Genomic DNA, 25,612 nt, shown 5'->3' with positions numbered 1-25,612 from the left:
AGGGGGCCGGCGCACGGGCCCGGCCCCCCCTTCACCGGTTCACAGTCGCGGGTCCACCGGTTCCGACTCCAGGGCCAGTACGCCGAACACGGCCTCGTGGATCCGCCACAGCGGTTCGCCCCCGGCCAGCCGGTCCAGGGCCTCCAGGCCGAGGACGTACTCGCGGATCGCGAGGGACCGCTTGTGGTTGAGGAAACGGCCGCGCAGCCGGGCGAGGTTGTCGGGGCGGGTGTACTCCGGGCCGTAGATGATCCGCAGGTACTCGCGGCCCCGGCACTTGATGCCGGGCTGCACCAGCCGGCCCTCCGCGCCCCGCACGAGCGCGCCGAGCGGCTTGACGACCATGCCCTCGCCGCCGCGGCCGGTCATCTCCAGCCACCAGTCGACACCGGCCCGCACCGACTCGGGGTCGCCCGTGTCGACGTACAGCCGCCGGGTGGTGCGCAGCAGGCCGGTGGGGTCGTGCTCCACCAGCCGGTCCAGCAGGGTCAGTTGTTCGTCGTGCGGCAGACCCGCGAGGCTGCGGCCCTGCACGGCGAGGATCTGGAACGGCGCGAGGCGTACGCCGTCCAGCCCGTCCGTCGGCCAGCAGTAGCGCCGGTAGGCGTCGGTGAACGCGGCCGCCTCCGTGGCCCGTTCGCGCTGCCGCGCCAGCAGCTCGGTGACGTCCACGCCCCGGCCGGCCGCACCCTCCAGCGCGGCCAGGACACCCGGGAAGACCGCGCCGGACGCGGCGCCCACGGCGGCGTACTGCGAGCGCAGCAGTCCGGACGCCTTCAGCGACCACGGCATCAGCTCGGCGTCCAACAGCAGCCAGTCCGTGTCGAGTTCGTCCCACAGCCCGGCCTCGCCGACGGCCGTACGCAGCCGTCCGAGGACCTCCTCGGTCATCTCCGGGTCGGTGAAGAACGGCCGTCCGGTGCGGGTGTAGAGCGCACCCGTCGGCCCCTCCCCGACCCCGAAGCGCCTGCGGGCCGTCTCCGCGTCCCGGCACACCAGGGCCACGGCCCGCGAGCCCATGTGCTTCTCCTCGCACACGACCCGCGCGACCCCGTCCCCGGCGTACTGCGCGAACGCCTCCGCCGGGTGCTCCAGATAGCCCTCGACCCGGCTGGTCGGCGTCGGCGCCATGGTCGGCGGGAGGTACGGCAGCAGCCGCGGGTCGACCGCGAAACGGCTCATGACCTCCAGGGCCGCCGCCGCGTTCTCCTCACGGATCGCGATCCGGGTCTGTCCGGCGTACCGGGTCTCCACGATCCTGCGGCCGTGCACGTCCGCCAGGTCCAGCGGCCGTCCGTCCTGCCCGCCGGGCGCCTCGGAGCGCAGCGGCTTCGCCGGCTCGTACCAGACCCGTTCCGCCGGTACGTCGACCAGTTCGCGTTCCGGCCAGCGCAGCGCGGTCAGCTTGCCGCCGAAGACGGCACCGGTGTCGAGGCAGATCGTGTTGTTCAGCCAGGTCGCCTCCGGGACCGGGGTGTGACCGTAGACCACGGCCGCCCGGCCCCGGTAGTCCTCCGCCCACGGGTAGCGCACCGGCAGCCCGAACTCGTCGGTCTCACCGGTGGTCTCCCCGTACAGCGCGTGCGAGCGGACCCGGCCCGAGGTGCGGCCGTGGTACTTCTCCGGCAGACCCGCGTGACAGACCACCAGCCGGCCGCCGTCGAGGACGTAGTGGCTGACCAGCGAGTCGATGAACTCCCGTACCTCGGTGCGGAACTCCTCGCTCTCGCCCGCCATCTGCTCGACGGTCTCGGCCAGTCCGTGGGTGTGCTGGACCTTGCGGCCCTTGAGGTGACGGCCGTACTTGTTCTCGTGGTTGCCGGGCACGCACAACGCGTCGCCGGACTTCACCATCGCCATCACCCGGCGCAGCACGGCCGGGCTGTCCGGACCGCGGTCCACGAGGTCGCCGACGAAGACGGCCTGTCGGCCCTCCGGGTGGACGCCGTCGGTGTAGCCCAGCTTGCCGAGCAGCGCCTCCAGTTCGGCGGAGCAGCCGTGGATGTCGCCGATGATGTCGAAGGGTCCGGTGAGGTGGGTCAGGTCGTTGAAGCGCTTCTCGGTGACGACGGTGGCGTCCTCGACGTCCGCCGCGCCGCGCAGGACATGCACCTTGCGGAAGCCCTCGCGCTCCAGGTGCCGCAGGGAGCGCCGGAGTTCACGGATGTGGCGCTGGATGACCCGGCGCGGCATGTCGGCGCGGTCGGTGCGGGCCGCGTTGCGCTCGGCGCACACCTCCTCGGGGACGTCCAGGACGATGGCGATGGGCAGCACGTCATGCTCCCTCGCCAGCTCGACGAGTTTGCGGCGGGCGTCCGACTGCACGCTGGTGGCGTCCACGACGGTCCGCCGGCCGGCCGCGAGCCGCTTGCCGGCGATGTAGTGCAGGACGTCGAAGGCGTCCCGGGTGGCGCTCTGGTCGTTCTCGTCGTCGGAGACCAGGCCCCGGCAGAAGTCGGAGGAGATGACCTCGGTGGGCTTGAAGTGCCGTCGCGCGAAAGTGGACTTGCCCGAGCCCGACGCGCCGATCAGCACCACGAGGGAGAGGTCGGTGACGGGCAGGGCGCGTCCCTGTCGCGGGGATACGGACGTCTCGGTCATGCGGCCTTCGCCTCCTTCTCGTACGGGGTGCCGAGCGTGAACACGGCCATCTGGGTGGGCGGTCCGACCTCGGGGTCGTCGGGACCGACGGGGACGAACTCGACGGTGTAGCCGTGCCGTTCGGCGACGGTGCCGGCCCAGGAGCGGAACTCCGCGCGCGTCCACTCGAAGCGGTGGTCGCCGTGCCGGACGTGCCCGGCCGGGAGGCTCTCCCAGCGGACGTTGTACTCGACGTTCGGGGTGGTCACCAGGACGGTGCGCGGGCGGGCGGAGCCGAACACCGCGTACTCCAGGGCGGGCAGCCGCGGCAGGTCGAGGTGTTCGATCACCTCGCTGAGCACGGCCGCGTCATAGCCCTTGAGCCGGGTGTCGGTGTAGGCGAGCGATCCCTGCACGAGCCGGACCCGCGCGGCCTGCCGCTCCCCCATCCGGTCCAGCTTGAGCCGGCGGGAGGCGATGGTGAGCGCGCGCATCGACACGTCGACGCCGACGATCTCGGTGAACCGGACGTCCTTGAGCAGCGCCTGCACCAACTGGCCCTGTCCGCAGCCGAGGTCGAGCACCCGGGCGGCGCCGGCCGCCCGCAGCGCGGCGAGGATCGCGTCCCGGCGCTGCGCGGCGAGGGGGGTCGGGCGGGCCTCACCGGCCTCCGCCTCCGCCTGCGTCTCCGCCGGGGTGTCGCTGTCGTCCTCGACGGCGTTGTCGATGGCCTCGACCTCGCTGTCGTCGGTCTCGGCGAGCCGCACCAGCTCCAGCCGCTCCATGGCCTCCCGGGTCAGCGACCAGCGGCGGGAGAGGTACCGGCTGGTGATCAGCTTCTGCTCCGGGTGCTCGGGCAGCCAGCCCTCGCCGGCCCGCAGCAGCTTGTCGACCTCGTCGGGGGCGACCCAGTAGTGCTTGGCGTCGTCCAGGACCGGCAGGAGGACGTACAGGTGCCGCAGCACCTCGGCGACGGTCAGCCGGTCGGACTCCAGGACGAGTCGTACGTACCGCGAGTCGCCCCACTCCGGGAACTCGGCGTCCAGGGCGACCGGTTCGACGGTCGCCGTCCAGCCGAGCGGCTCGAAGAGCCGGTGCACGAGCGCGGCACCGCCCCGGGCCGGCAGCGCAGGCACCTCGATGCGCAACGACCGTGCCTGCGCCGGGAGTTCGGGCCGCGCGGCGCAGACGCCCCGCATCGCGCTGGAGAAGACGCCGCTCAGCGCCACGGCGAGCAGCGAGGAGGCCGCGTAGGGGCGGTCGTTGACGTACTGGGCGAGTGCCGCGTCGGGCGCACCGCCCCGGCCCTTGCCCTTGCCGCGCCGGACCAGCGCCACGGCGTCCACCTCCAGCAGCAGCGCCGCCGTGCAGCGCCGGTCGTCCGCCTCGGGGTAGAGGACGTGCGCCGTGCCGTAGGAGGTGGAGAACGCCTGCGACTTGCCGGGATGCTTGTGCAGCAGGTAGCCCAGGTCGGTGGCGGGGCGGTCAGGGGTGCCGGTGGTGGTGATCGTCAGGAACACGGTGGTTGCCTCGAATGCGGTCTCGGAAAGGTGCGAAAGCGCTGGTGACGCGCTGTTCGCCGGTTTCCAACGTACCGAGAACGCCCCCGGGACACCCAGGAATATTTTCGCACCGGCGGACCGCCGCCGCCGGACCGCTCACTCGCCCCGCTTCCAGGCGCTGACCCCCAGTTTCCCGGTGGTCCCGAGGTCCAGTCGGGGTGTGACGATCACGGGGGCGGCGCCGGGCTTGGCGTGGACACGGACGTGGGGCACGTTGACCGCGGTGCCGGCGCCGGTGGTGTTGCGCCACATCAGGCCGGAGGTGGCGTACTCGCCGGGCTCGAGAGTGACGGGCCGGGGCGGATCGTCGAAGCCGGTCACCAGGGCGACGCCGGCGCCGCCGTGGACGACGTCGATCCCGTCGACCGGTTCGAGGTCCTCGTCAAGCAGGGTGAGCCGGGGGTAGCCGTCGAGGGTGTAGTCGCGGGTTCCGCAGTTCTCCAGGCGCAGGCCCACGACGCGCAGGCCCATCGCCGCGTCGCCGTCGTCGGCCGTGACGCGGATCCCGGAGGCCGGGCAGGTGCCGGTCTCGGCCGGCGCCTCGTCCGCGGGGACCGTGGTGACCTCGGAGACCTTCACCTTGCGCACCTCGGGCATCCCCGGGGGCACCCTGCCGAGCTGCACGGTGCCGCGTACGGTCCGGCCGGGCGCGACCCCGCGTACGGTCTCGCGCTGGTTGCCCATCACCTCGCCGGTGCTCGTGGTGAAGCTGAAGAGCACGGTGTAGGTCAGGGTCTCCTTGCCGTCGTTGGTGACCTCGTAGGCGGCGGAGATGCCGGATTCGACGAAGTTCTCGGTGCCGGCGGGGATTTCGCCGGGCCGGTCCGGGACACCGGGCGTGGGGAGGCGGTCGGCGTGCACGGATCCGATGCCGGACGGGCCGTCGGACGGCTCGGCGGACGGTGAGGCGGTGGGGAGGTTCAGGGCGGTGATCCTGACCCCGTCCACCGGCGGGTCGGTGACGGGGATGCCGGGCGCCGTGGCGGACGCGCCGGCGCCGGCGGCCGTCCCGGGGTGCTCCGTCCCGCAGGCCGTGGCGAGCAGGAGGACGGCGGCCAGGGCCGGGAGGAGCGAGGCGGATCTGCGCATCAGGCCACCTCATCAGGGCCGTAGCACCCCGGCTGTGACGGAAGCCACAGTTCCGGTCACAGCCGCGTCACAGCTCGCCGGGGGCGGCACACCGCTCACCCCGGAGGCACCGCTCACTGCGGCAGAGCGGTGAGCACGCCCGACGCCCGGTCGAGCAGGTACTGGAGCGGCTCGGCGGTCCACGGCCCGCGGTGGGCGATCAGTTCGGCGGCGTGCCGGCCGAGGTCCGCGCCGCTGAGCCAGGCCGGGCTGTCGACGCCCAGGGCGGCCCGGGGGCGGGTGCGGATACGGCCGATGACGAGTTCGTAGATCCGCGGCCCCGCACCGTCGAGTTCGGCGGTCAGGGTGCGCAGCAGGGACTTCTTGGCCGCGTTGGTCGCGCCGACGAGGGCGGCTCCCGGGAAGGCGATCTCCGCGCTGAGGCCGGTGAGATGGACGAGCGCGCCGTCGACGGGAAGCAGCGGGGTGACGACCCGCAGGGCGCGGAAGTGGCTGGTGAGGTTGTCGGCGATCATGGCGTCCCAGACCGCGTCGGACACGTCGAGGAGCGGTGTCGGCTCCGGTGGCCCCCAGTTGCCGATGGTGAGGACGGCGCCGTCGAACTTCCCGTGCCGGTCGGCGAGTCGGGTCCGTACGGCGGCGCTGTCGGGGTCGGAGAGATCGACGGCGTGCGGATGCAGGACGCCGGGTCCGATGCCGTCGGTGTAGTCGGCGAGGCGGTTCAGCCGGGCCTCGCTGCGGCCGGCCGCCACCACGGTGGCGCCCAGCTCGAGGAGCGCGCGGGTGATCCCCTCCCCGATGCCGCCGCTCGCGCCGACGACGAGGACCGTGCGGCCCAGGAGGAAGGGCTCGTCGAGGGGGTCCTCTGGTTCCTCGACCGGTGCTGGACGACTGCTCATTTCGGGGAGGCTAGCCACGGTCCGTGCCGATGACCAGATGCACATTTGGCCGCTTGCGTACGGATTCCGGCCCCGCGGTCTCGTATCGTTCGGTCGAACCTCGCGTTCAGTCAGCCCTCTTGTTCGGTCACGCCTCGCCGTGCGCGCGGGCGCCGTCGAGGGCCGTCCGGTACGACGCGGCCGCCGTGTCCTTGAACCCGGCGAGCCGGGGCACGTGCTCCGACTTGGTGAACTCGGCGTGCAGGAAGGTCAGATCGGCGGCGAGGCCGACCATGCCGAGGGCCGCCTTCAGATACGGCTCCTGGTGGTCGCAGTCCTCGCGGGGCGTGCCGGGACCGTAGGCGCCGCCGCGCGCGGAGGCCACCACGACCCGCTTGCCCGACAAGGGGCCTTCGCCGGTGGCCGGATCGGCGATCAGGGGCGCGATCAGAACGCGGTCGAACCACGCCTTGAACGTCGACGGCACCGAGAAGTTGTACATCGGCACGCCGAGCAGGATGACGTCGGCCGCGAGGAGTTCCTCGACCAGCGGCCACGTGATCGCCCAACTCTCCTTCTCCTCGGCCGTCTTCGCCGCGTCACGGGCCGCCGCGAGATCGCGTGTGCCCTCGGTCTCCAGCCGGTGCATCACCTCGATCTGGGCGTGGTCCACGTGCGGCACGGGCTCGGCGGCGAGGTCGCGGTGGACGTACGTGCCGTCGGGGTGGGCCTTGCGCCAGGCGTCCGCGAACTCGGCGGAGAGCCGCCGGGAGACGGAGTCCCGCCGGGGGCTGGAGTCCAGGTGGAGAAGGGTGGGCATGGAGGCGTTCCTTGTCCTGGGAGGGAGGGAGCCGGGTTCCCATTGAAGGCGCCTCCCGGGCGAGTCGTCCCGTAATCCAGCGTGATACTTGGTGACCGGACACGTAAGCAGGAGTGACGGTCGGCTGGGCGGAGTGACGGGTGCTGGACGTACGGAAGCTGATGCTGCTGCGCGAAGTCGGGGCTCGCGGATCGATCGCGGCGGCGGCGCAGGCGCTCAACTACACGCGCTCCGCCGTCTCCCAGCAGCTTTCGGCCCTGGAGGCCGAGACGGGTACGGCGCTGCTCGACCGGGGCGGCAGACGGGCCGGACTGACCGCCGCCGGACGCCTGTTGGTGGCCAGCGCCGAACGCGTGCTCGCGGAACTCGAAGCGGCCGAGGCGCGGTTGCTCGCGCGGGACGGCAGGGTGACGGGCGAACTGCGGGTGGGGGTGCCGTTGCACGACGGTCCGGCGCTGCTGGTGCCGGCGTTGACCCGGCTCCGCGCGTGCCACCCGGAACTGCGGATCACCCTGCACGGCGTCGCCGCCGACGAGGGCCGGCGGTCGGTACGGCTGGGGCGGCTGGACGCGGTGCTGGCCGCCGGCTATCCGCAGGTGCCCGAGGCACGGGTGCCGGGGCTGTACGAGGAGGCGGTGATCAGCGACCGCATCCGGCTCGCCGTACCGCCCGGACATCCCCTGGCCGGAGGCGAAGGACCGCTGGACCTGGCCGAGTTCGCGGACCAGCCGTGGCTGCTCGACCGGGCCTCCCGGCTGGGACGTCTGGCCCTGCATCTGTGCGCGGACGCCGAGTTCGTCCCCGACGTCGTCTCCGACATCGGGGACATGCAGGCCGTGTTCGGTCTGGTCTCCCTGGGCTGGGGCGTCGCGCTCGCCCCCGACCTGGTGCCCGACCGCCCCGGCCACCCCGTCGTCCGGGTCCCCCTGAAGGGCATCGACCCGGTCCGCCACATCACCCTCGTGGTGCGGGAGGGCGCGCGGAACAGCCCACCGGTGGCGGCGCTGCTGCCGGCGGTACGGGAGGCGGCCGACGAACTGCGGCGCTCGGCCCCTGACCGACAGCCATGAGGCCGGCCATCGCTTACGGGAGCTGCGACTGCACCTTGTCGGAGATCAGCTCCAGGTGGTCCAGGTCGTCGAGGTCGAGGACCTGGAGGTAGAGGCGCGTGGAGCCGACCTCGGCATAGCGGCCGATCTTCTCGACGACCTCGGCCGGGGTGCCCGCGAGCCCGTTGGTCTTCAGCTCGTCGACCTCGCGGCCGATCGCGGCGGCGCGGCGGGCCACCTCCTGGTCGTCCCTGCCGACGCAGACGACGAGCGCGTTGGAGTAGGTGAGGGCGTCGGCCGGGCGGCCCGCCTCCGCGACGGCGTCCCGGACCCGGCCGAACTGCGCGGCCGTGTCCTCGACGGAGGAGAACGGCATGTTGAACTCGTCGGCGTACCGGGCGGCCAGCCGGGGCGTGCGGCGCGCGCCGTGTCCGCCGATCAGCACCGGCACCCTGCCCTGCGCGGGCTTGGGCAGCGCGGGCGAGTCCTTGAGCTGGTAGTACGTGCCGTCGAAGTCGTAGGTCTTGCCGACCTCGGTGGCCCACAGACCGGTGACGATCTCCAGTTGCTCCTCCAGGCGGCCGAACTTCTCCTTCGGGAACGGGATGCCGTACGCCTCGTGCTCCTGCTCGAACCAGCCGGCGCCCAGGCCGAGTTCGACGCGACCGCCGGACATCCGGTCCACCTGGGCGACCTGGATGGCGAGCACGCCGGGGAGCCGGAAGGTGGCGGCGGTCATCAGCGTGCCGAGGCGGATACGGCTGGTCTCCCGGGCGAGCCCGGCGAGGGTGATCCAGGCGTCCGTGGGTCCGGGAAGGCCGTCGGCGTCCCCCATCTTGAGGTAATGGTCAGAGCGGAAGAATGCGTCGAATCCAAGATCCTCGGTGGCCTTGGCGACGGTGAGGAGGGTGTCGTAGTCGGCGCCCTGCTGGGGCTCGGTGAAGATACGGAGGTCCATGCCTCCATCCTGCCTCCCCGGACCCCGTCCACCGCACCCGCACCCGCACCGCGCACGCCGCTCCCCTCCCGGTTCACCGCTCGGGCAGCACCCCCTCCCGCTCCTCCCGTGCCGTCAGTTTGCGCAGCATCTCCAGGACGCGGTCGCGGGACTCGTCCGCCGCGTCGATGGCTTCCATGCACTGCCAGTACGTGGCCTCGTCGGCCGCCGCGCTCGCCACGCCGACCAGGGCGATGCCGATGTCGGCGAGCAGGACGCCGAGGTCGAGCAGGGCCCGGCGGGCGTCGTCCAGATCGGTGAGCTGGGCGGCGCGCAGATCCCCGGGATCGAGGTCCGGCGCCTCCAGCACCCCGCAGCCCCGGCCCGCCAGTTCGGTCAGGCCGAGGGCCTCGCCGCGCAGTTCGGGCGGGCCCGAGACGGCGAGCCGGCTGCCTATCGCCTGTGACAGGGCCTGCGCCTGCCACACCTCCGCGAGGATCGCCCGGCCGCCGCCGCTGTCCGCCAGCGCACGCCTGCTCGTCAGGATGAGCCGCACCGCGTCCATGCGCCGCCCCCGTCCATCCGTCCGTCCGTCCGAACTCCCTGACCCGCAGGGAGCATCCACTACCCAGAGTGAGGGTGTGTGGGGCGAAAAGCCAGAGGAAGGCGGAAATCTGTGGACAACAAATCGGTTTCGGGCCGGTGAACGACTCCGGAGAGTGAAAACGGACCGCGCCACTCCCCGTTTGCCCGTCCGTTCGCCCGTCCGTTCACCCCTGCGTCCGCCTACGGCGCCGGGAACCGCCGTTCGTTGCGGTCGATCTTCGCGTCCAGGGCCGCCAGCGGGTCGATGCCGAGCACCTCGCACAGTTGCAGCAGATAGGCGAGGACGTCGGCGACCTCGTCGGTCACCCGGTGGGCGGTCTCCGGGTCGTCCATGACGCGCGCCGACTCCTCCGGCGTCAGCCACTGGAAGATCTCGACCAGTTCGGACGCCTCCACGCTGAGCGCGGCGACGAGGTTCTTGGGGGTGTGGTACGGCTGCCAGTTCCGCGCGGCCGCGAAGTCGGCCAGCCGGCGCTGGAGTTTCGCCACGTCGAGGTGTTCGGTCACGGACCCAGGTGTACCACCGTCACACCGGACGTCCGCACGGCCCAGGAGGCGTCGCTGACCGCGGCGGTGCAGCGGATGTGCCCGCGCTCGGCCATCCGCACCGCGAGCCGCAGCAGTTCGGCGCGCTGCCGGACGTCGAGGCCGCGGTCGAGGTTGTCGGCGAGGAGGGTGAGCGACTGCATCGCGGAGGGCACCTCGCCCGCGGTGTCCAGGTCGAGGACGCCGGGGCCGGTGAGCAGCACCAGGGCGTAGGCGACGTATCGCAGTTCGCCGTAGCCGAGCCGGGCCAGCTCGGTGCGGGTGCCGTCGCCGCGGTCGAGCAGGGCGCGGACAGTGCCGTCGCCGAGCGGTTCGGCGAGCAGGTCCGTGACGGGCCGGGCGCAGCCCGCGGCGAGGGCGCCCACGAGCTGGGCGTGCCGCCGTACGCACTCCTCGCGGGTGCGCCAGAGCACGTCGGCGAGGTTGTCGCAGCCGCCGAGCAGCCGCCCGGAACCGGTGGGCACCGGCGTGCCCATCCAGTCCGGCTGGGGGTCGCAGGCGAAGACCGAGCGCAGGGCCACGACCATCTGTTCGGCGGCGGCGAGCACCCGGCGCTGGCCGTCGGTCTTGCCGGCGACGCGCAGCGGCAGCAGGGCGGTGCCGAGCCGGTCGTCGGGGAGCGGGGCGCGGGTGACGGGCGCGGATCCGGCGGTGTGCCAGGCCGCCTGCACGGTACGGCGCCCCGGGTCCCGCAGGGCGGTCTCCAGCAGGACGACACCGCCCGCGCTCAGCCGTTCGCCCACGACGCGCAGTTCGGGCTCCGCCTGTACGGCGATGTCGAGCCGGACCGGCCCGGCCGGACCGTCGGCGGTGCAGCCGATCCGGAAGCCCCGCCTGCGCTGGGCGTCGGGGCGGGCCCGTTCCGGCACGCAGGCGACCGGGTCGGGGAAGACCTCCACGAGCGGCGCGCCGGCGCCGAGCCGGGCCAGTGCCTCGTGGGCCCGCAGCGCGGTGGTCTTGCCGCTGCCGCTGCGCCCGGCGAACACCGTCACCGCGCCCAGCGGGAACGCGGCCTGCCGGTGCCCGGCGAAGGCGGAGAGCCGCAGTTCGGTGAGACAGGGGCGGACGGGCCGGCCGGGCACGGGGTCGGAGTGCGTCGCTGCTTGCGATCCCTGGGCCGGCACCCGTGCCGGTCTCTCCGCGGGCGGCACATCGGTGGCGTCGGCGGCACAGGCCACGTCCGGTGAAGGGCTGGCGGGGGAAGCGGGCGGCGGAACGGACATATCCGGACCGTAGGACTCCGCGTGCCTGACGAACCGTTCCGCCCGGCGAGCTTCCTACGATCGGGCGACGCCGGGACGCCGGCCGCTCCCCCGCTCACAGCCCGGCCGCGCACCCGCTCACAGCCCGGCACTCACCCGCTCACGCCCTGGCTCTCACCCGCTCACACCCCGGCCCCCTCCATGATCCCGCTCACCTCGGTGCCGGGCGGGGTCAGCAGGAACACATTGCGGTCCACCCGGTGCATCCCGCTGGCCAGACCGAAGACCACGCCGGTCGAGAAGTCGAGGACGCGCTTGGCGACCTCGGTCTCCGCGCCGGTGAGGTCCAGCAGGACCGGGATACCGGCCATCAGGGTCTCGGCGACCTCGCGGGCGTCCGCGAAGATGTTGATCCGCAGGACGACGAACCGGCGCCGGGTCTCCGTGTCCGCGTCGGGAAGCGAACGGTGGTTCACCGCCGACGGCCACGCGTCCCGGCCCCGCAGCGGAACGACCTGAGCGAGCCCCTCCCACTGTTCGTCGGTGACGTCGTATCGGCTCACCGGATCCCCCCGAATTGACTCGCGCTCCATGCATGCACGGGCCAATTCTTACGCCAAGTCACCCGTTCGGCCCAACAGCGACACGGACCGCGACAGAGGACCCGCCCTGATCGGACGTTCTTGACGTCATCCCGCCGAGCGGACGAAGCGGAGCGTGGCCGTGACCGCGGTCAGTCCGCGCATCATGCCGAGCTGGTTCCACCCGAGCCCGAACTCGTCCCGGTCCACGGTGAATTCGGCGGCCAGCGTGACCGCGTCGCCGTCCGCCCGCTCGACGCGCGCGGTGAGGGTGTGCGGGCGGCTGATGCCGCGGACGGTCAGTTGACCGGTCACACGGACCGTGTCGGCGCCGTCGAGTTCGGCGGTCCGGACCACGTAGGTGATCTCGGGGTGGTTCTCGGCGTCGAAGAAGTCGGCGCTGCGCAGATGTGTGTCCCGCTTGGCGTTCTTCGTGTCGAGGGAGGTCACGTCCAGGGTCAGGGTGCCGGTGGCGGACCCGTCGGGCCCGACCTCTCCCCCGCCGGCGACCGAGGCGAAGGCGCCCTTGACGGCGACCAGGCCCCACATCGTGCGGTGCTTGAGAGCGACGGCGGAGGCGCTCGCGTCGAGCTGCCAGGTTCCGGTTTCCACGGCGACGGTCATGGTGATCCCTCACATCGGTGCGCTGGGCGCTGGGCGCCAGTAATCCAAATTTGGATGAGACTGCTGAGGTCAACGCTAGCCGGTCATCCAAATCTGAACAACCTGTCGTGCAAATTTGGACAACGGATAGACTCGACGGCATGGCAGCCCCCGAGGAGCGACCCGAGGAGACCCGCGAGGAGACCCCCGCCGGCCTGCCCGAATGCCCCTCCGCCGAGGGTTCCGGGCTGCTGCCCCCGGAGCTGCGGGCCTGGATGGTGCTGCTGGCCGCGACGGGCGCGGTCGAGCAGCGGCTGCGGGCGGTGGTGAAGGAGCGGCTCGACGTCTCGCACGACGAGTTCCTGATCCTGTGCCTGCTCGCCGAGCACCCCCGTGAGGGTCTGCGGATGACCCGCGTGGCGGAGCTGCTGGGCCGCCCCAAGACCCGGCTGACCTACCAGGTCGCCTGTCTCCAGCACGCCGGTCTGGTCGTGCGCCGGTCGGCCTGCGGGGACAAGCGGGGCGTCGAGGTCGCCCTCACCGAGAAGGCCCGCGGTCTGCTGCGGGAGGCGTCCGGCACGCTCGCCGAGACGGCCGCCGGGGCGCTCGCCCATGTGATGGGCCCCGAACAGCGGGCCGCCGTACTGGGATTGGTGCCGGGCCTGCACGAGGCCGACCCGGCCTGACCCGCCCCGAGGAAACCAGGCGGACGCACTCCACTCCCGCCCCCTCCAGCACATCTATAAAGGTACAAAGCACCGTGAATACCCCCAAGCAGTGACACGAAAAACTGGTACTGCTCGTTTTCTTGAACTCTTCGTGTTTATGGAAGTAGGTTGTTCCCATGACTGCACCCCAGACTCCGACCACCGCCGAGGAGCTTCGCGGTGCCGGCCTGCGGGTGACGGCCGCCCGCGTCGCGCTGCTCGAAACCGTCCGCGCCGGTGACCATCTCGACGTGGAGGCGATCGCGACCGGTGTGCGCGATCGCGTGGGCCACATCTCGCTGCAAGCCGTGTACGAGGCACTGCACGCGCTGAACGCGGCGGGACTCGTCCGCCGGATCGAACCGCCGGGCAGCCCGGCCCGGTTCGAGGGGCGGGTCGGGGACAACCACCACCATCTCGTGTGCCGCTCGTGCGATGTCGTCGTCGACGTCGACTGCGCGGTCGGCCACGCCCCGTGTCTGACCGCGGCGGACAGTCAAGGCTTCTCGGTCGACGAGGCCGAGGTCATCTACTGGGGCCTGTGCCCCGAATGCTCCGCCGCCGGTACCGCGGCACCGTGATTCCCCTGTTCGGAAGGATTCCCCCATGTCCGAGAACCACGACGCAATCGTCACCGACGCGAAGGACGCGACCGGCGCGACAGAGGGCTGCCCGGTCGCCCACGGGCGCGCCGCGCACCCGACCCAGGGCGGCGGGAACCGTCAGTGGTGGCCCGAGCGCCTCAACCTGAAGATCCTCGCCAAGAACCCGGACGTGGCGAACCCGCTGGGCGCGGACTTCGACTACGCCGAGGCGTTCAAGAACCTCGACCTGGCGGCCGTGAAACAGGACATCGCCGAGGTGCTGACCACCTCGCAGGACTGGTGGCCCGCCGACTTCGGCAACTACGGCCCGCTGATGATCCGTATGGCCTGGCACAGCGCGGGCACCTACCGCATCAGCGACGGCCGCGGCGGCGCCGGCGCCGGTCAGCAGCGCTTCGCGCCGCTCAACAGCTGGCCGGACAACGCCAACCTCGACAAGGCCCGCCGTCTGCTGTGGCCGGTGAAGAAGAAGTACGGCCAGAGCCTCTCCTGGGCCGACCTGCTGGTCCTCACCGGCAATGTCGCGCTGGAGACCATGGGCTTCGAGACCTTCGGCTTCGGCGGCGGCCGCGCCGACGTCTGGGAGGCCGAGGAGGACGTCTACTGGGGTCCCGAGACCACCTGGCTCGACGACCGGCGCTACAGCGGCGACCGCGAGCTGGAGAACCCGCTCGGCGCCGTCCAGATGGGCCTCATCTACGTCAACCCCGAGGGCCCGAACGGCAATCCGGACCCGATCGCGGCGGCCCGCGACATCCGGGAGACCTTCCGCCGGATGGCGATGAACGACGAGGAGACCGTCGCCCTCATCGCCGGTGGCCACACCTTCGGCAAGACCCACGGCGCCGGCCCGGCGGACAACGTCGGCGACGACCCCGAGGCCGCGCCGCTGGAGGAGCAGGGCCTGGGCTGGAAGAGCACCTACGGCACGGGCAAGGGCGGCGACACCATCACCTCCGGCCTGGAGGTGACCTGGACCAGCACGCCCACGCGGTGGAGCAACGGCTTCTTCAAGAACCTGTTCGAGTACGAGTACGAGCTGACCGAGTCCCCGGCCGGTGCCAAGCAGTGGGTCGCCAAGGACGCCGAGGCGATCATCCCCGACGCGCACGACCCGTCGAAGAAGCACCTGCCGACCATGCTCACCACCGACCTGTCGCTGCGCTTCGACCCGGTCTACGAGCAGATCTCGCGCCGCTTCTACGAGAACCCGGACCAGTTCGCGGACGCCTTCGCCCGTGCCTGGTACAAGCTGACCCACCGTGACATGGGCCCCAAGTCGCTGTACCTGGGCCCGGAGGTCCCGGAGGAGACGCTGCTGTGGCAGGACCCGCTGCCGCAGGCCGAGGGCGAGCCGATCGACGCCGCCGACGTCACGGCGCTCAAGGCGAAGCTGCTCGCCTCGGGCCTGAGCGTCTCGCAGCTCGTGTCCACCGCGTGGGCGTCCGCGTCCACGTTCCGCGGCAGCGACAAGCGCGGCGGTGCCAACGGCGCCCGGATCCGTCTGGAGCCGCAGCGCGGCTGGGAGGCCAACGACCCCGACCAGCTCCGTCACGTCCTGAGCGTCCTGGAGGGCGTCCAGGCCGAGTTCAACACCGGCGCCAAGAAGGTCTCCCTCGCCGACCTGATCGTCCTCGGCGGTGCCGCCGCGGTCGAGAAGGCCGCGGGGGACGCCGGGTTCGACGTGGAGGTCCCCTTCACGCCGGGCCGGGTGGACGCCACCGAGGAGCACACGGACGCCGAGTCGTTCGCCGCGCTGGAGCCGGCCTGGGACGGCTTCCGCAACTACGTCGGCAAGGGCACCCGGCTGCCGGCCGAGTACCTGCTGCTCGACAAGGCGAACCTGCTGACGCTGAGCGCCCCCGAGACGACCGTCCTCGTCGGCGGTCTGCGGGTCCTCGGCGCCAACACCGGCCAGTCCTCGCACGGCGTGTTCACCGACACCCCGGGCGTGCTGACGAACGACTTCTTCGTCAACCTGCTCGACCTGGGTACGACGTGGAAGTCCACCTCGTCGGACCAGCACACCTTCGAGGGCCGCGACGCCGCCACGGGCGAGCTGAAGTGGACCGGCACCCGTGCCGACCTGGTCTTCGGCTCCAACTCCGAGCTGCGCGCACTGGCCGAGGTGTACGCGAGCGACGACGCGAAGGAGAAGTTCGTGAAGGACTTCGTCGACGCGTGGGTGAAGGTGTCGAACCTGGACCGGTTCGACCTGATCTGACGGTCTGAAGGGTCTTTGTCTGACGGCCTGAAGGGTCTTTGCCAGCCGGGCGGCTGCCGCGTCACCGCGGCGGCCGCCCGGTCCGTCATGGGGTGGGCGCCAGCCCCAGTTCCCGCCCGTCGGGCGTCGGCGCGAAGAAGCGGTCGACGTCGGCGTCGGTGACCTCGGCGAGTGTCGCCGGGGACCAGCGCGGCCGGCGGTCCTTGTCGACGACCTGGGCCCGGATGCCCTCCACGAGGTCGGCCGTACGGAGGGTGGCGACGGAGACCCGGTACTCCTGATCGAGCACCTGCTCCAGCGTGTCCAGTCGGCGGGCCCGGCGCAGCGCGGCCAGGGTGACCTTGAGCGAGGTGGGAGAGCGGGTGAGCAGCGTCTCCGCGGCCTCCTTGGCCGCCGGATCACCGTGCGCGAGAAGCCGCCGCAGGATCTCCTCCACCGAGTCCGCGGCGTAGCAGGCGTCGATCCACCCCTGCCGACGGCCCAACTCCCCCTGCGGCGGCGGCTGCACATGACGGGCGAGCGCATCGGGTACGGCGTGCTCGGCGAGGTCGTCGAGCAGCGCCGGTACCGCGTCGGACGGTACGAAGCGGTCGGCGAGGCCGCACAACAAGGCGTCGGCCGCGCCGATCTGAGCGCCCGTCAGCCCGAGGTGAGTGCCCAACTCCCCCGGCGCCCGGGCGAGCAGATAGGTACCGCCGACGTCCGGCACGAATCCGATACCGGTCTCGGGCATCGCGATCCTGGACCGCTCGGTGACGATCCGGACGCTTCCGTGCGCGGAGATCCCGACCCCGCCGCCCATCACGATCCCGTCCATGACGGCGACGTACGGCTTGGGGAAACGGGCGATCCGGGCGTCGAGCCGGTACTCGTCGTACCAGAACGCGGCCGCCGCGCTGCCGTCCCCGTCGCGGGCGTCGTCGTGCACGGCCCGGATGTCACCGCCCGCGCACAGCCCCCGCTCCCCGGCCCCGGTGATCACAACGGTCTCCACACCCGGATCCCGCTCCCACGCGTCGAGCGCCCCGTCGACACGGCGGACCATCTCGTGGTTCAGGGCGTTGATGGCCCGGGGCCGATTGAGGACGATACGGCCGACCCGGCCGGCCCGGTGCAGCAGAACGGGTTCCTCACTCATGGTCTTGCCGATCCCTTCCAGACTCCGTCACCCACCGGGGTCACCGTAACCGCTGCCCACGCGACCGACCGCGCCGAAAATGCCCGCCGTCACCGCCGTCCGCTGTGCGATCATCCGCTCGCAGTCTCTGCCGTCATGGAAGCCGCACGGCTTCGCGCACCTGGAGCGTCACTCCCTTTGCCCTTCCTCTCCTCCTACCGCAGGCTGTTCTCCCACCAGGGGAGCCTCGCGTTCACCTCGGCCGGCTTCCTGGCCCGGTTGCCGCTGTCCATGTACGGCATCAGCACGGTGGTGATGATCGCGACCGTGCGCGACTCGTACGCGCTCGCGGGGCTGGTCGCCGGGAGCGGGCTTCTCGCCGCCGTGCTGATCGTGCCGAGGATCAGCCGGCTGATCGACCGGCACGGCCAGAGCCGCATCGCCGTACCGGCCACGGTGTTCTCCGTGGTCTTCACGCTCCTGCACGTCGCCTGCGTGCGCTACGGCGCCCCGGACTGGACGCTGTTCGCCACCGCCGTCGTGTCGTCGACGCTGCCCAATGTCGGGGGCATGGTCCGGGCCCGCTGGGCGGAGCTGCTCAAGGACGAACCCGACGCCCTGCGCACCGCGAACGCGCTGGAACAGGTCCTCGACGAGGTGGGTTTCATCGTCGGGCCGATCCTGTCGGTCGCCCTGTGCACAACTCTCTTCCCGGAGGCGGGAGTTCTGGGCGCGACCGCCCTTTCGCTGGCCGGCACCCTGCTGCTCACGGCCCAGCGGGAGACGGAACCGCCGGTGCACGAACCGGACGGCGGCCGGGCGTCCTCACCCCTGCGCAACCGGGGACTCCAGATCATGATCCTGACCTTCCTCCTGACCGGAGCGGTCTTCGGATCCCTCGAACTGGCCACGGTCGCCTACACCGAGGCCCTCGGCCACGCCTCGTCGTCGGGGTGGGTGCTGGCCCTGATGGCTCTCGGCTCGGCGCTCTCCGGCCTCGCCTTCGGCGCGGTCGCCGTCCCTGCGCGACAGACGACACAGTTCCCGATCGGCGTGGCCGCGATGGCGGTGCTGATCGTGCCGCTCCTGCTCGCCGACGGACTCCTGTCGCTCGCGCCGCTGATGTTCGTCGCCGGCATGGCCACGGCCCCCACGATGATCACGGGCATGACGCTGGTCCAGCGGCTGGTGCCCCCGGCCCAGATCAATGAGGGCATGGCCCTCACCGTGACGGGCCTGCTGGCCGGCAACGCCCTGGGCTCGGCCCTGACCGGCCGCGTCGTCGAATGGTCCGGCGCACAGACGGGCTACCGCATCCCGTGCGTGGCAGCGGTCCTGGCACTGGTGGCGGTGCTCGCCGGGACGAGAAGGCTCAGCCGCGGAGTGGCGGCGAGCGACGACACGGAGAGCCGACGGACCGTGGAGCAGCCCAGGTGAAGAAAATCGCCGTGGCCCCTATCCCCGTAGGCCCGCGGATCGACAGGGCCTTGGCCCACCGCATCTCCGCCGCCTTCCGCGCGGTCGGTGTCCCGCACATCCTCGTCACCGATCTCACCGACTCCCCCACCGCGACCACCCGGCTCCCTGCCGACGCGGACTGCACGGCCCTCCGCCCACCCCTCCTGCTGCGCACCCCCGAAGCCCCGCAGGGTGCCGTCTTCTACCCGGAGGCGGGCTACGCGCTGATCGCAGGCACCGCCGCCTTCATGGCCGCGGCCGTCCCCGAGGGCGCCGACGCGGCCCGCGCACACTTCGGCCGCTACGCCCGCTCCCTCGCCGAGCGTCACCCCACCCTGGCAACCGTGGCCGCCGCCCACCCGGGAGCGGATCCGGGGGACGCTCGGTGATCTCCTCGACCGCGTGTTCATGATCCTGGAGGACTACTCCGTCGACCCGGCCTTCGCGGAACCCGGCGACCTCGATGACACCGCGCTGCGGACCGCCGTAAGCGCGACGTGGACGGCGTTCGGGTCCCGTCGCGGGTGAACTCGGCCCGGGGCCAAAGCCGGAGGAGAACCGGGAGCCGCCGCCGAGGCGAACCGGGCCCCACCGCCGGAGGAGAACCAGAGCCCCGCCCCCGGAAGAGAACCACCCGTGCCTTCCCGCGCGTCCGTACCTAAAGTGTCGGCAGTCACCGAGGGAGCGAGGAGGACCCGTGGAGCAGGCGAGGACAGTGCTGGCCGGGCGGATCGCCGAGCGGAGAGAGGGCGGGGACGATCCCCGCGCCCTCATCGGTGAGATGAGACGTTCGGTGCTGCTGGTGCCGGTGGCCGACGGGGGCCTGTGGTCGGTGCGTTCGGGCGGGGTGCGCTGGATCTGCGCGTTCACCGACGAGCCGGCGCTGGCGCGGTTCGCGTTGCGGCACGGATCCGGTGAACAGCCCATGGAGTACGCGGCGTTGCTGGGGGCGAGGATCGTGGACGAGATCGTGCCCGCGCTGGGCGAGCCCGCCGGGCTGGCCGTGGACATCGCGACCGAGGACGGGTCGATGTTCTTCCCGCCGGTGGTGGGCATCGTCCCGGACGCGGTCGCCGTGGATGCCGGTGTGGCACGGGAGGGGGCCGGTCGTGGGCGGTGACGGTCAGGATCTGCGGCTGGGCAAGGAGGCCGTCGCGAAGTTCACGCAGGGCGTGGGCGGGACGATCGAGCAGCTCGGTGAACTGGGCGGTGCCACCGGCTCGGTGATGGGCAAGGGCTTCTCGGGGATGGCGATGACCGGCATGGAGGCCGGACATCACGGGCTGTCGGTCGACTTCGAGGATTTCTGCGAGCGTTGGGAGTGGGGGGTGCGGGCACTGGTGCGGGACGCGAGCGCGATCGCGAACCTGCTCGGCCTGGCGGCGGGCACGCAGTGGGAGCACGACCAGTATGTGGCGGGCTCGTTGAAGGTGGGCGTGAACGCGCTGATGGGCGGCAACCCGCACGCGTCCGAGGAGGAGATCGCCCAGCAGGACTGGGGCGACGTCTTCACCCCGGACTATCTGAACCCGGACTGGAGCGCGGAGTCGTTCGACAAGGCGGGTCAGGAGATGGGGCAGACCTGGAAGGACACCGGCCGCACGGTACTGACCGAGGGGCGGGGCGGCCGGCAGTCGGAGTTCCTCAACGACGCGCTCGGTATCTCCGACGACCAGTGGAACCAGGCGCTGGACGACACCTTCGGCCCGTCTCCGGAGGAACGCGCACAGCAACAGCAGCAGGGTGAGTCCGGGGGGAACTGACCGTGGGTATCGGCGACTTCATCAGTGACATCACGCCCGACTCGGTCGAGGACGCGGTCGAGGACGGCGTCGAGTGGGTCGGCAACAAGGTCGAGGACGCGGGCAACTGGACGGCCGACCGGCTGGACGACGCCGGCTGGGAGTCGGGCGCGGACTGGGTGCGGGAGCAGTCGCGTTCGGTCGCCAACCGGCTGGGCGCCGAGGTCGACGAGATGGACCTCGGGCAGACCGAGGACAAGACCAAGCTGATCTACGGCAGCGCGGAGAAGATCCGTTCGTCGGCGGAGAAACTCCGGGGTTTCCAGACGTCGTTCGACAGCGCCGGCGAGGGCCTGAAGGGCCTGGACTCCTCCCGGCTCAAGGGTGAGACGGCCGAGGCGGTGCGCACGGCGGTGAGCACGCAGCCGCCGAAGTGGTTCACGGGCGCGGACGCGTGCGAGAAGGCGGCGGCCGCGCTGGAGGCGTTCGCCGGGACGGTGACGTGGGCGCAGGGGCAGGCGCAGCAGGCGATCGACAAGTGGAAGCAGGGTGTGAAGGCGTCCGAGGACGCCGCCGACGCGCACCGCAAGAAGGTCGACGACTTCAACAGCGCCGTGGACCGCTACAACGCCCAGCCCCCGGACAAGCGTGACCCGTCCACGCTTCCGCCGCGCCCGGCGGCGACGTTCACGGATCCGGGCAAGAAGCTGATGCAGGACGCCCAGGACCTGCTGGCCGATGCGCGCAAGCAGCGCAACACGGCTGCGGAGACGGCGCGTTCGGCGGTGCGGGCGGCCCGTGACCTGGCTCCGAAGAAGCCGTCGTACGCGGAGCAACTGCGTGACGGCGCGCAGGAGTTGCAGATAATGGGTGACCATGTCGGCGGCGGCATCATCAAGGGCACGGCCGGCATCCTGAACTTCGTCCGCTCGATCAACCCGACGGACCCGTACAACATCACGCACCCGGCCGAGTACGCGACGTCGCTGAACAGCCTGGCGGCGGGTCTGGTGGTCGCGGCCAACGACCCGGTCGGCACCGGCAAGCAGATGATCAGCGACTTCATGAAGGATCCGGCGGAGGGCTTCGGCCGGCTGATCCCCGACCTTGCGCTGACGGCCGCGACCGGCGGGGGCGGCGCCGCGGTCAAGGGCGTGCGCATCGCGGAGGAGGCCGCCGACGCCGCCCGGCTGCGCCGTCTGGTGGACGACGTCCCCGACGGCACCCACAACCGCCCCGACGGCGGCCGCACCACCGGCGGCACGGACCCCGTCGACCTGGCCTCGGGCCGGATGTTCCTGCCCCAGACCGACGTCGCGATCCCCGGCATCCTGCCGCTGGTGTTCGCCCGCCGCACGGAGTCGGGCTGCACCGCGGGCCGTTTCCTGGGCCCGGCCTGGACCTCCACCGTGGACGAACGCCTCCACGTCGACGCGATCGGCGTCGTCCACGTCACCCCGGACGGCCTGCTGATCACCTACCCGCACCCGGTCCCCGGCGACCCCACCCGCCCCGAGACCGGGACGGCCCGCACCCTCCTCACGCGGGAGCCCGACGGCGACTACACGGTCACCGACCCCGACACGGGCCTGACCCGCCGCTTCACCGCCCCGCCCGAGACCGAACCCGGCGGCGACGGCACGGCCTGGCTGACCACGATCACCGAACCCAACGGCCACACCCTCACCGTCGACCGCGCCGAGGACGGCCTGCCGCTGGCCCTGACCCACTCGGCGGGCCACCAGGTGAAGCTGACCACCGCCGACGGCCTGGTCACCGCCCTGACCCTGACCGGCGCCGGCGAACACGCCACCGACCTGCCCCTGATGGTCTACGGCTACGACGACCGCGACCTCACCACGGTCACCAAACCCTCCGGCGCCGCGACCACGTTCCTCTACGACGACCGCCACCGCGTCATCGCCTGGATCGACTCCAACAACCGCCGCTACGACTACGTCTACGACGACCACGACCGCGTGATCGCCGAGGGCGGCGAGGCCGGCCACGTCCAGATCACCCTCGCCTACACCGGCCCCGACCCGGACACCGGCCACCGCACCACCACCCTCACCACCGCCGAAGGCCACACCACCCGCCACCTCATAGGCCCCGGCTGCCACGTCCTGGCCACCACCGACCCCCTCGGCCACACCACCCGCTTCACCTACGACACCCGGGGAAACCTCCTCACCCGCACCGACCCGCTGGGCCGGACCACCACGCACAGCTACGACGAGAGCGACCGCATGGTCGGGGTGCTCCTCCCGGACGGCAGCCGACTCGCCATGGAACCGGGCCCGTTCGGCAGGTACACGGTGCTGCACGGTCCGGACGGCAGCCGCTGGCTCCAGAGCTTCGACGAGCGCGGCAATCGGGTGGCGGTCACGGATCCGGCCGGTCACACGACTCGGTACTCCTACGACTCGCGCGGCCGTCTGACGTCGGTCACCGACGCGCTGGGAGCCGTCACCACGGTCCGCTGCGACGCCATGGGCCGGCCCGTGCAGGTCGTCGACCCGGCGGGCGGCACCACTCGTCTTGAGCGCGACGCCCTCGGAAACACCACACGCGTCACCGACGCCACAGGCCGCGTCACGTGCCTCGAGCGGGACGCGGACTCCAACCTGGTCCGCCGGGAAGCCCCGGACGGCGCCATCGACTCATGGACCTACGACGGCGAGGGCAACCGCCTCACCCACACCGACCCGATCGGCGGAGTGACCCGCTTCGAGTACACCCACTTCGATCTGGTGGCGGCCCGCACCGAGCCGGACGGCGGCCGGTACGCCTTCGAGTACGACTCCGCACTGCGGCTCACGGGGGTCACCGGCCCACAGGGCTCACGCTGGACCTACGCGTACGACCCGGCCGGACGCATGCTCTCGGAGACCGACTTCGACGGCCGGACCCTCGGCTACCGTCTCGACGCCGCCGGACAACTCGTCTCCCGCACCGACTCCGTCGGCCACGTGACGTCCTTCGAGCGGGACGCACTCGGCCAGGTGATCCGCAAGGACATCGACGGCCGGGTGACCAACTACGACTACGACCGGGCCGGACGCCTCCTGACGGCGACCGGGCCGGACAGCGAACTCCGCTACGTGTACGACCGCCGGGGACGGGTCAAGTCCGAGCTGGTCGACGGCCGCGCCATGAGTTACACCTACGACGCCGTGGGCCGCGTCACCCGCCGTATCACTCCCACCGGCCACGTCACCACCTACACGTACGACACCGGTGGCCGTCCCGAGCGCCTGACAGCCGGTGGGTCCCCGATCGTCTTCACCCACGATGTCGCGGGCCGTGAAACGGCGCGTGTCTTCGGGGACTTCGCCGCACCCCTCACCGTCACCTCGGCCTGGGACGAGGCCGGGCGGCTCGTGGCCAGCGACCTGACCTCCGGCGGCCGTACGCTCAACAGCCGTACCTACTCCTACCGTCAGGACGGCTACCTCAGCTCCGTCAGCGACCTCCTGTCGGGCACCCGCACCTTCGAACTGGACGCGGCCGGCCACGTCACCGCCGTCCGCGCGCCGGACTGGACCGAGCGGTACGCCTACGACGCGAGCGGCAACCTGACCGAGGCGTCCTGGCCCGCCTCCCACCCCGGCAACGAAGCCACCGGCCCGCGGACCTACGCCGGCACCGCGATCACCCGCGCCGGCGCCGTCCGCTTCGAACACGACGCCCTCGGCCGCATCACCCTGCGGCAGAAGACCCGCCTGTCCCGCAAGCCCGACACCTGGCGCTACGAGTGGGACGCCGAGAACCGGCTCACCTCGGTGATCACGCCGGACGGGACCCGTTGGCGCTACCGCTACGACCCCCTGGGCCGCCGCGTCGCCAAGCAGCGCCTGTCCCGCGACGAGAGCGTGGCGGAGGAGATCCGGTTCGCCTGGGACGGCATGACCCTCTGCGAACAGACGGTCCACCACCCGGACGTCCCGAACGCGGTCGCCCTCACCTGGGACCACCGGGCCGGCGTTCCCCTCTCGCAGACCGAGCGCATCCTCACGGCGGACGCCCGTCAGGAAGAGGTGGACCGGCGTTTCTTCGCCATCGCCACCGATCTCGTCGGGACCCCTACCGAGTTGGTGGGGCCGGACGGCGACATCGCCTGGCGCTCCCGCGCCACCCTCTGGGGCACCACCGCCTGGAGCAGAACCAGCACGGCCTACACCCCGCTCCGCTTCCCCGGCCAGTACTACGACCCGGAAAGCGGCCTGCACTACAACCTGTTCCGCCATTACGACCCCGAGACCGCGCGCTTTCTCACCCCCGACCCCCTGGGGCTCGCCCCCGCGCCCAATCCCGTCACCTATGTCCACAACCCCCACACCTGGTCCGACCCCCTGGGACTCACCCCGTATCCGCGGGGCGAGAAGGGCAATCCGTTCGCGAACCGCGCGGATGCGGAAAAGGCCGCGTTCGACCTCGCCGGCGTGCGGTACGGAGAAGAACCCATTGCCGAATGGGTGGTCACCGGAGACAAGCATCTGAAGCATGCGCCGGGTTATGTCTATTCACCCGACCCGGCACACTGGGGGAATTTCCGGCAATTCGAGACGGACAGCGGCTCTCGTGTCGTCGTGGAACACACCCACGATCCGGCAGGTCCACATTTCCATGCCGGAAAACCGAAGGGCGACGACACCCGGAGCCTTGTCAACTTCGGCTGGGACAATTCGAGGATACAGCGGCCCGATGGCACCCTCGGCTACCCGGAGTCGATGGAGCGATATGGCAAGATCAACAAATCGGGTGGCGACCATCACCTGTTCTATGAAGGCGGATGAGGTCGCGGGGATCGATGAGAGGCCAGGGATCATGAACGACCGGCGGGTACCGGAGTGGCGGGACACGCTTGAGCGCTGCGGTCTTGAGGTGACAGGGGACGCGCCATCCGACGCCCTGCCCGTGAACTCCGCCATCTACGCGGTGAACGGAATCGAGGTGGAGCCGGTCGTGACGATCCCCGACTCCATCCCCCACGCCTCCGACAAACTGGACGAGGCATGGCATCACCATGCTTCGCAAGCCGCGCTGTACGACGAGAAAGGCGAATTCCTCATCCTCCCTCCCGGACCGGGCGGGAGCAGGGTCGGCTGGGTGCGTGTAAAGGACACGGTCGGGAAGAACCTTCCGTCACGCATCTCCGGCGTGACGGGTTCACCCGAGTTCATAGCTGTTTCCATTGACGGCCGCCACTTGTGTGCCGCCTCGGTGGAAGAATACGACTACTGGGTGGTAGTGCACGAATTCTGAGATCCGACGAAACGCACGGGCACCCGCCACCGGAAGCG

General features: G+C 71.6%; 23 protein-coding genes. 11 read left to right on the top strand and 12 right to left on the bottom strand.

Going from position 1 to position 25,612, the window contains the following annotated elements; all coding sequences use genetic code 11:
- Positions 1-39: 39 nt before the first annotated feature.
- The 5 genes from AFM16_RS29335 to AFM16_RS29315 form a co-directional block, all read right to left on the bottom strand.
- Positions 40-2,601, bottom strand: a complete 2,562-nt coding sequence (locus AFM16_RS29335; RefSeq protein ID WP_078635254.1) for a polynucleotide kinase-phosphatase — start codon at positions 2,599-2,601, stop codon at positions 40-42.
- Positions 2,598-4,100 (bottom strand): 3' terminal RNA ribose 2'-O-methyltransferase Hen1, encoded by a 1,503-nt coding sequence (locus AFM16_RS29330; protein WP_078635251.1) that lies wholly within the window; start codon positions 4,098-4,100, stop codon positions 2,598-2,600. The genes AFM16_RS29335 and AFM16_RS29330 overlap by 4 nt, the downstream gene beginning before the upstream one ends.
- 138 nt (positions 4,101-4,238) lie before the next feature.
- On the bottom strand, positions 4,239-5,231 hold the full coding sequence (locus tag AFM16_RS29325) for a DUF4232 domain-containing protein (RefSeq protein WP_078635249.1): 993 nt from the start codon (positions 5,229-5,231) through the stop codon (positions 4,239-4,241).
- Positions 5,232-5,344: 113 nt separating this feature from the next.
- Positions 5,345-6,130, bottom strand: coding sequence for an SDR family NAD(P)-dependent oxidoreductase (locus AFM16_RS29320; protein ID WP_167797273.1), 786 nt, complete (start codon positions 6,128-6,130; stop codon positions 5,345-5,347).
- A 127-nt stretch (positions 6,131-6,257) separates the two neighbouring features.
- Positions 6,258-6,929, bottom strand: coding sequence for an FMN-dependent NADH-azoreductase (locus tag AFM16_RS29315; protein WP_078635244.1), 672 nt, complete (start codon positions 6,927-6,929; stop codon positions 6,258-6,260).
- 140 nt (positions 6,930-7,069) lie between these two features.
- Between AFM16_RS29315 and AFM16_RS29310 the strand changes: the two genes are divergently transcribed.
- Entirely contained in the window at positions 7,070-7,999 is a 930-nt protein-coding gene (locus AFM16_RS29310; RefSeq protein WP_256861362.1) for a LysR family transcriptional regulator, read from the top strand.
- A 13-nt stretch (positions 8,000-8,012) separates the two neighbouring features.
- Here the strand turns inward: AFM16_RS29310 and AFM16_RS29305 are convergent, their stop codons facing one another.
- From AFM16_RS29305 to AFM16_RS29280, 6 genes are all read right to left on the bottom strand, one after another.
- Entirely contained in the window at positions 8,013-8,936 is a 924-nt protein-coding gene (locus AFM16_RS29305; RefSeq protein ID WP_078635241.1) for an LLM class F420-dependent oxidoreductase, read from the bottom strand.
- A 73-nt stretch (positions 8,937-9,009) separates the two neighbouring features.
- The gene (locus AFM16_RS29300; RefSeq protein WP_030789843.1) at positions 9,010-9,480 is read right to left on the bottom strand and encodes a DUF6099 family protein; all 471 of its coding nucleotides are present in this window, start codon (positions 9,478-9,480) and stop codon (positions 9,010-9,012) included.
- A 221-nt stretch (positions 9,481-9,701) separates the two neighbouring features.
- Positions 9,702-10,028: a nucleotide pyrophosphohydrolase gene (locus AFM16_RS29295; RefSeq protein WP_030789845.1), complete on the bottom strand. Its 327-nt coding sequence runs from the start codon at positions 10,026-10,028 to the stop codon at positions 9,702-9,704.
- Positions 10,025-11,290, bottom strand: a complete 1,266-nt coding sequence (locus AFM16_RS29290) for an AAA family ATPase (protein ID WP_078635239.1) — start codon at positions 11,288-11,290, stop codon at positions 10,025-10,027. Before AFM16_RS29290 ends, AFM16_RS29295 begins: the two co-directional genes overlap by 4 nt.
- Positions 11,291-11,451: 161 nt before the next feature.
- On the bottom strand, positions 11,452-11,862 hold the full coding sequence (locus tag AFM16_RS29285; protein WP_037875704.1) for a cell division protein SepF: 411 nt from the start codon (positions 11,860-11,862) through the stop codon (positions 11,452-11,454).
- A 96-nt stretch (positions 11,863-11,958) separates the two neighbouring features.
- Positions 11,959-12,474: a YceI family protein gene (locus AFM16_RS29280; protein WP_078635237.1), complete on the bottom strand. Its 516-nt coding sequence runs from the start codon at positions 12,472-12,474 to the stop codon at positions 11,959-11,961.
- A 140-nt stretch (positions 12,475-12,614) separates the two neighbouring features.
- Here AFM16_RS29280 and AFM16_RS29275 point away from each other — a divergent pair, with 140 nt between their 5' ends.
- The 3 genes from AFM16_RS29275 to katG all read left to right on the top strand — a co-directional run bounded on the left by AFM16_RS29275 (position 12,615) and on the right by katG (position 15,989).
- A complete protein-coding gene (locus AFM16_RS29275) occupies positions 12,615-13,139 on the top strand; it encodes a MarR family winged helix-turn-helix transcriptional regulator (RefSeq protein ID WP_078635234.1) in 525 nt (174 codons plus the stop codon).
- 158 nt (positions 13,140-13,297) lie between these two features.
- Complete coding sequence (locus tag AFM16_RS29270; protein ID WP_030789858.1) at positions 13,298-13,741, top strand: Fur family transcriptional regulator; 444 nt, start codon at positions 13,298-13,300, stop codon at positions 13,739-13,741.
- Between the two features lie 25 nt (positions 13,742-13,766).
- Positions 13,767-15,989 (top strand): catalase/peroxidase HPI, encoded by a 2,223-nt coding sequence (gene katG, locus AFM16_RS29265; protein WP_078635232.1) that lies wholly within the window; start codon positions 13,767-13,769, stop codon positions 15,987-15,989.
- 85 nt (positions 15,990-16,074) lie between these two features.
- Here katG and AFM16_RS29260 read toward each other — a convergent pair whose 3' ends face one another.
- Positions 16,075-17,127 (bottom strand): enoyl-CoA hydratase/isomerase family protein, encoded by a 1,053-nt coding sequence (locus AFM16_RS29260; RefSeq protein ID WP_078635230.1) that lies wholly within the window; start codon positions 17,125-17,127, stop codon positions 16,075-16,077.
- A gap of 177 nt (positions 17,128-17,304) precedes the next feature.
- Here AFM16_RS29260 and AFM16_RS29255 point away from each other — a divergent pair, with 177 nt between their 5' ends.
- From AFM16_RS29255 to AFM16_RS29230, 7 genes are all read left to right on the top strand, one after another.
- Positions 17,305-18,543: an MFS transporter gene (locus tag AFM16_RS29255; protein ID WP_209313231.1), complete on the top strand. Its 1,239-nt coding sequence runs from the start codon at positions 17,305-17,307 to the stop codon at positions 18,541-18,543.
- 50 nt (positions 18,544-18,593) lie between these two features.
- A complete protein-coding gene (locus AFM16_RS29250; RefSeq protein ID WP_078635226.1) occupies positions 18,594-18,953 on the top strand; it encodes a hypothetical protein in 360 nt (119 codons plus the stop codon).
- Between the two features lie 13 nt (positions 18,954-18,966).
- Positions 18,967-19,092 carry a hypothetical protein gene (locus AFM16_RS40240; protein ID WP_256861361.1) on the top strand — a complete coding sequence of 42 codons (126 nt, stop codon included), beginning with the start codon at positions 18,967-18,969 and terminating at the stop codon, positions 19,090-19,092.
- A 169-nt stretch (positions 19,093-19,261) separates the two neighbouring features.
- Positions 19,262-19,684, top strand: coding sequence for an SseB family protein (locus AFM16_RS29245; protein ID WP_179123320.1), 423 nt, complete (start codon positions 19,262-19,264; stop codon positions 19,682-19,684).
- On the top strand, positions 19,674-20,327 hold the full coding sequence (locus AFM16_RS29240) for a hypothetical protein (RefSeq protein WP_030789873.1): 654 nt from the start codon (positions 19,674-19,676) through the stop codon (positions 20,325-20,327). Before AFM16_RS29245 ends, AFM16_RS29240 begins: the two co-directional genes overlap by 11 nt.
- A gap of 2 nt (positions 20,328-20,329) precedes the next feature.
- Positions 20,330-25,105, top strand: coding sequence for a putative T7SS-secreted protein (locus AFM16_RS29235; RefSeq protein WP_078635223.1), 4,776 nt, complete (start codon positions 20,330-20,332; stop codon positions 25,103-25,105).
- Complete coding sequence (locus tag AFM16_RS29230) at positions 25,092-25,574, top strand: PH domain-containing protein (protein WP_245177828.1); 483 nt, start codon at positions 25,092-25,094, stop codon at positions 25,572-25,574. Before AFM16_RS29235 ends, AFM16_RS29230 begins: the two co-directional genes overlap by 14 nt.
- The last annotated feature ends 38 nt before the right edge of the window (positions 25,575-25,612 follow it).

Origin of the sequence: Streptomyces antibioticus (genome assembly GCF_002019855.1) — a bacterium.
Taxonomy (GTDB): Bacteria; Actinomycetota; Actinomycetes; order Streptomycetales; family Streptomycetaceae; genus Streptomyces; species Streptomyces antibioticus_B.
This window is presented reverse-complemented; position numbering and strand designations above follow the sequence as displayed.

Excerpts from the sequence above, each read along its gene's own strand:
- AFM16_RS29285 (WP_037875704.1), bottom strand. The coding sequence starts at position 11,862 with ATGGAGCGCGAGTCAATTCGGGGGGATCCGGTGAGCCGATACGACGTC.
- AFM16_RS29305 (WP_078635241.1), bottom strand. The coding sequence starts at position 8,936 with ATGGACCTCCGTATCTTCACCGAGCCCCAGCAGGGCGCCGACTACGAC.
- AFM16_RS29280 (WP_078635237.1), bottom strand. The coding sequence starts at position 12,474 with ATGACCGTCGCCGTGGAAACCGGAACCTGGCAGCTCGACGCGAGCGCC.
- AFM16_RS29230 (WP_245177828.1), top strand. The coding sequence starts at position 25,092 with ATGAAGGCGGATGAGGTCGCGGGGATCGATGAGAGGCCAGGGATCATG.
- AFM16_RS29300 (WP_030789843.1), bottom strand. The coding sequence starts at position 9,480 with ATGGACGCGGTGCGGCTCATCCTGACGAGCAGGCGTGCGCTGGCGGAC.
- AFM16_RS29275 (WP_078635234.1), top strand. The coding sequence starts at position 12,615 with ATGGCAGCCCCCGAGGAGCGACCCGAGGAGACCCGCGAGGAGACCCCC.
- AFM16_RS29260 (WP_078635230.1), bottom strand. The coding sequence starts at position 17,127 with ATGAGTGAGGAACCCGTTCTGCTGCACCGGGCCGGCCGGGTCGGCCGT.
- AFM16_RS29290 (WP_078635239.1), bottom strand. The coding sequence starts at position 11,290 with ATGTCCGTTCCGCCGCCCGCTTCCCCCGCCAGCCCTTCACCGGACGTG.
- AFM16_RS29325 (WP_078635249.1), bottom strand. The coding sequence starts at position 5,231 with ATGCGCAGATCCGCCTCGCTCCTCCCGGCCCTGGCCGCCGTCCTCCTG.
- katG (WP_078635232.1), top strand. The coding sequence starts at position 13,767 with ATGTCCGAGAACCACGACGCAATCGTCACCGACGCGAAGGACGCGACC.
- AFM16_RS29315 (WP_078635244.1), bottom strand. The coding sequence starts at position 6,929 with ATGCCCACCCTTCTCCACCTGGACTCCAGCCCCCGGCGGGACTCCGTC.
- AFM16_RS29270 (WP_030789858.1), top strand. The coding sequence starts at position 13,298 with ATGACTGCACCCCAGACTCCGACCACCGCCGAGGAGCTTCGCGGTGCC.
- AFM16_RS29320 (WP_167797273.1), bottom strand. The coding sequence starts at position 6,130 with ATGAGCAGTCGTCCAGCACCGGTCGAGGAACCAGAGGACCCCCTCGAC.
- AFM16_RS29335 (WP_078635254.1), bottom strand. The coding sequence starts at position 2,601 with ATGACCGAGACGTCCGTATCCCCGCGACAGGGACGCGCCCTGCCCGTC.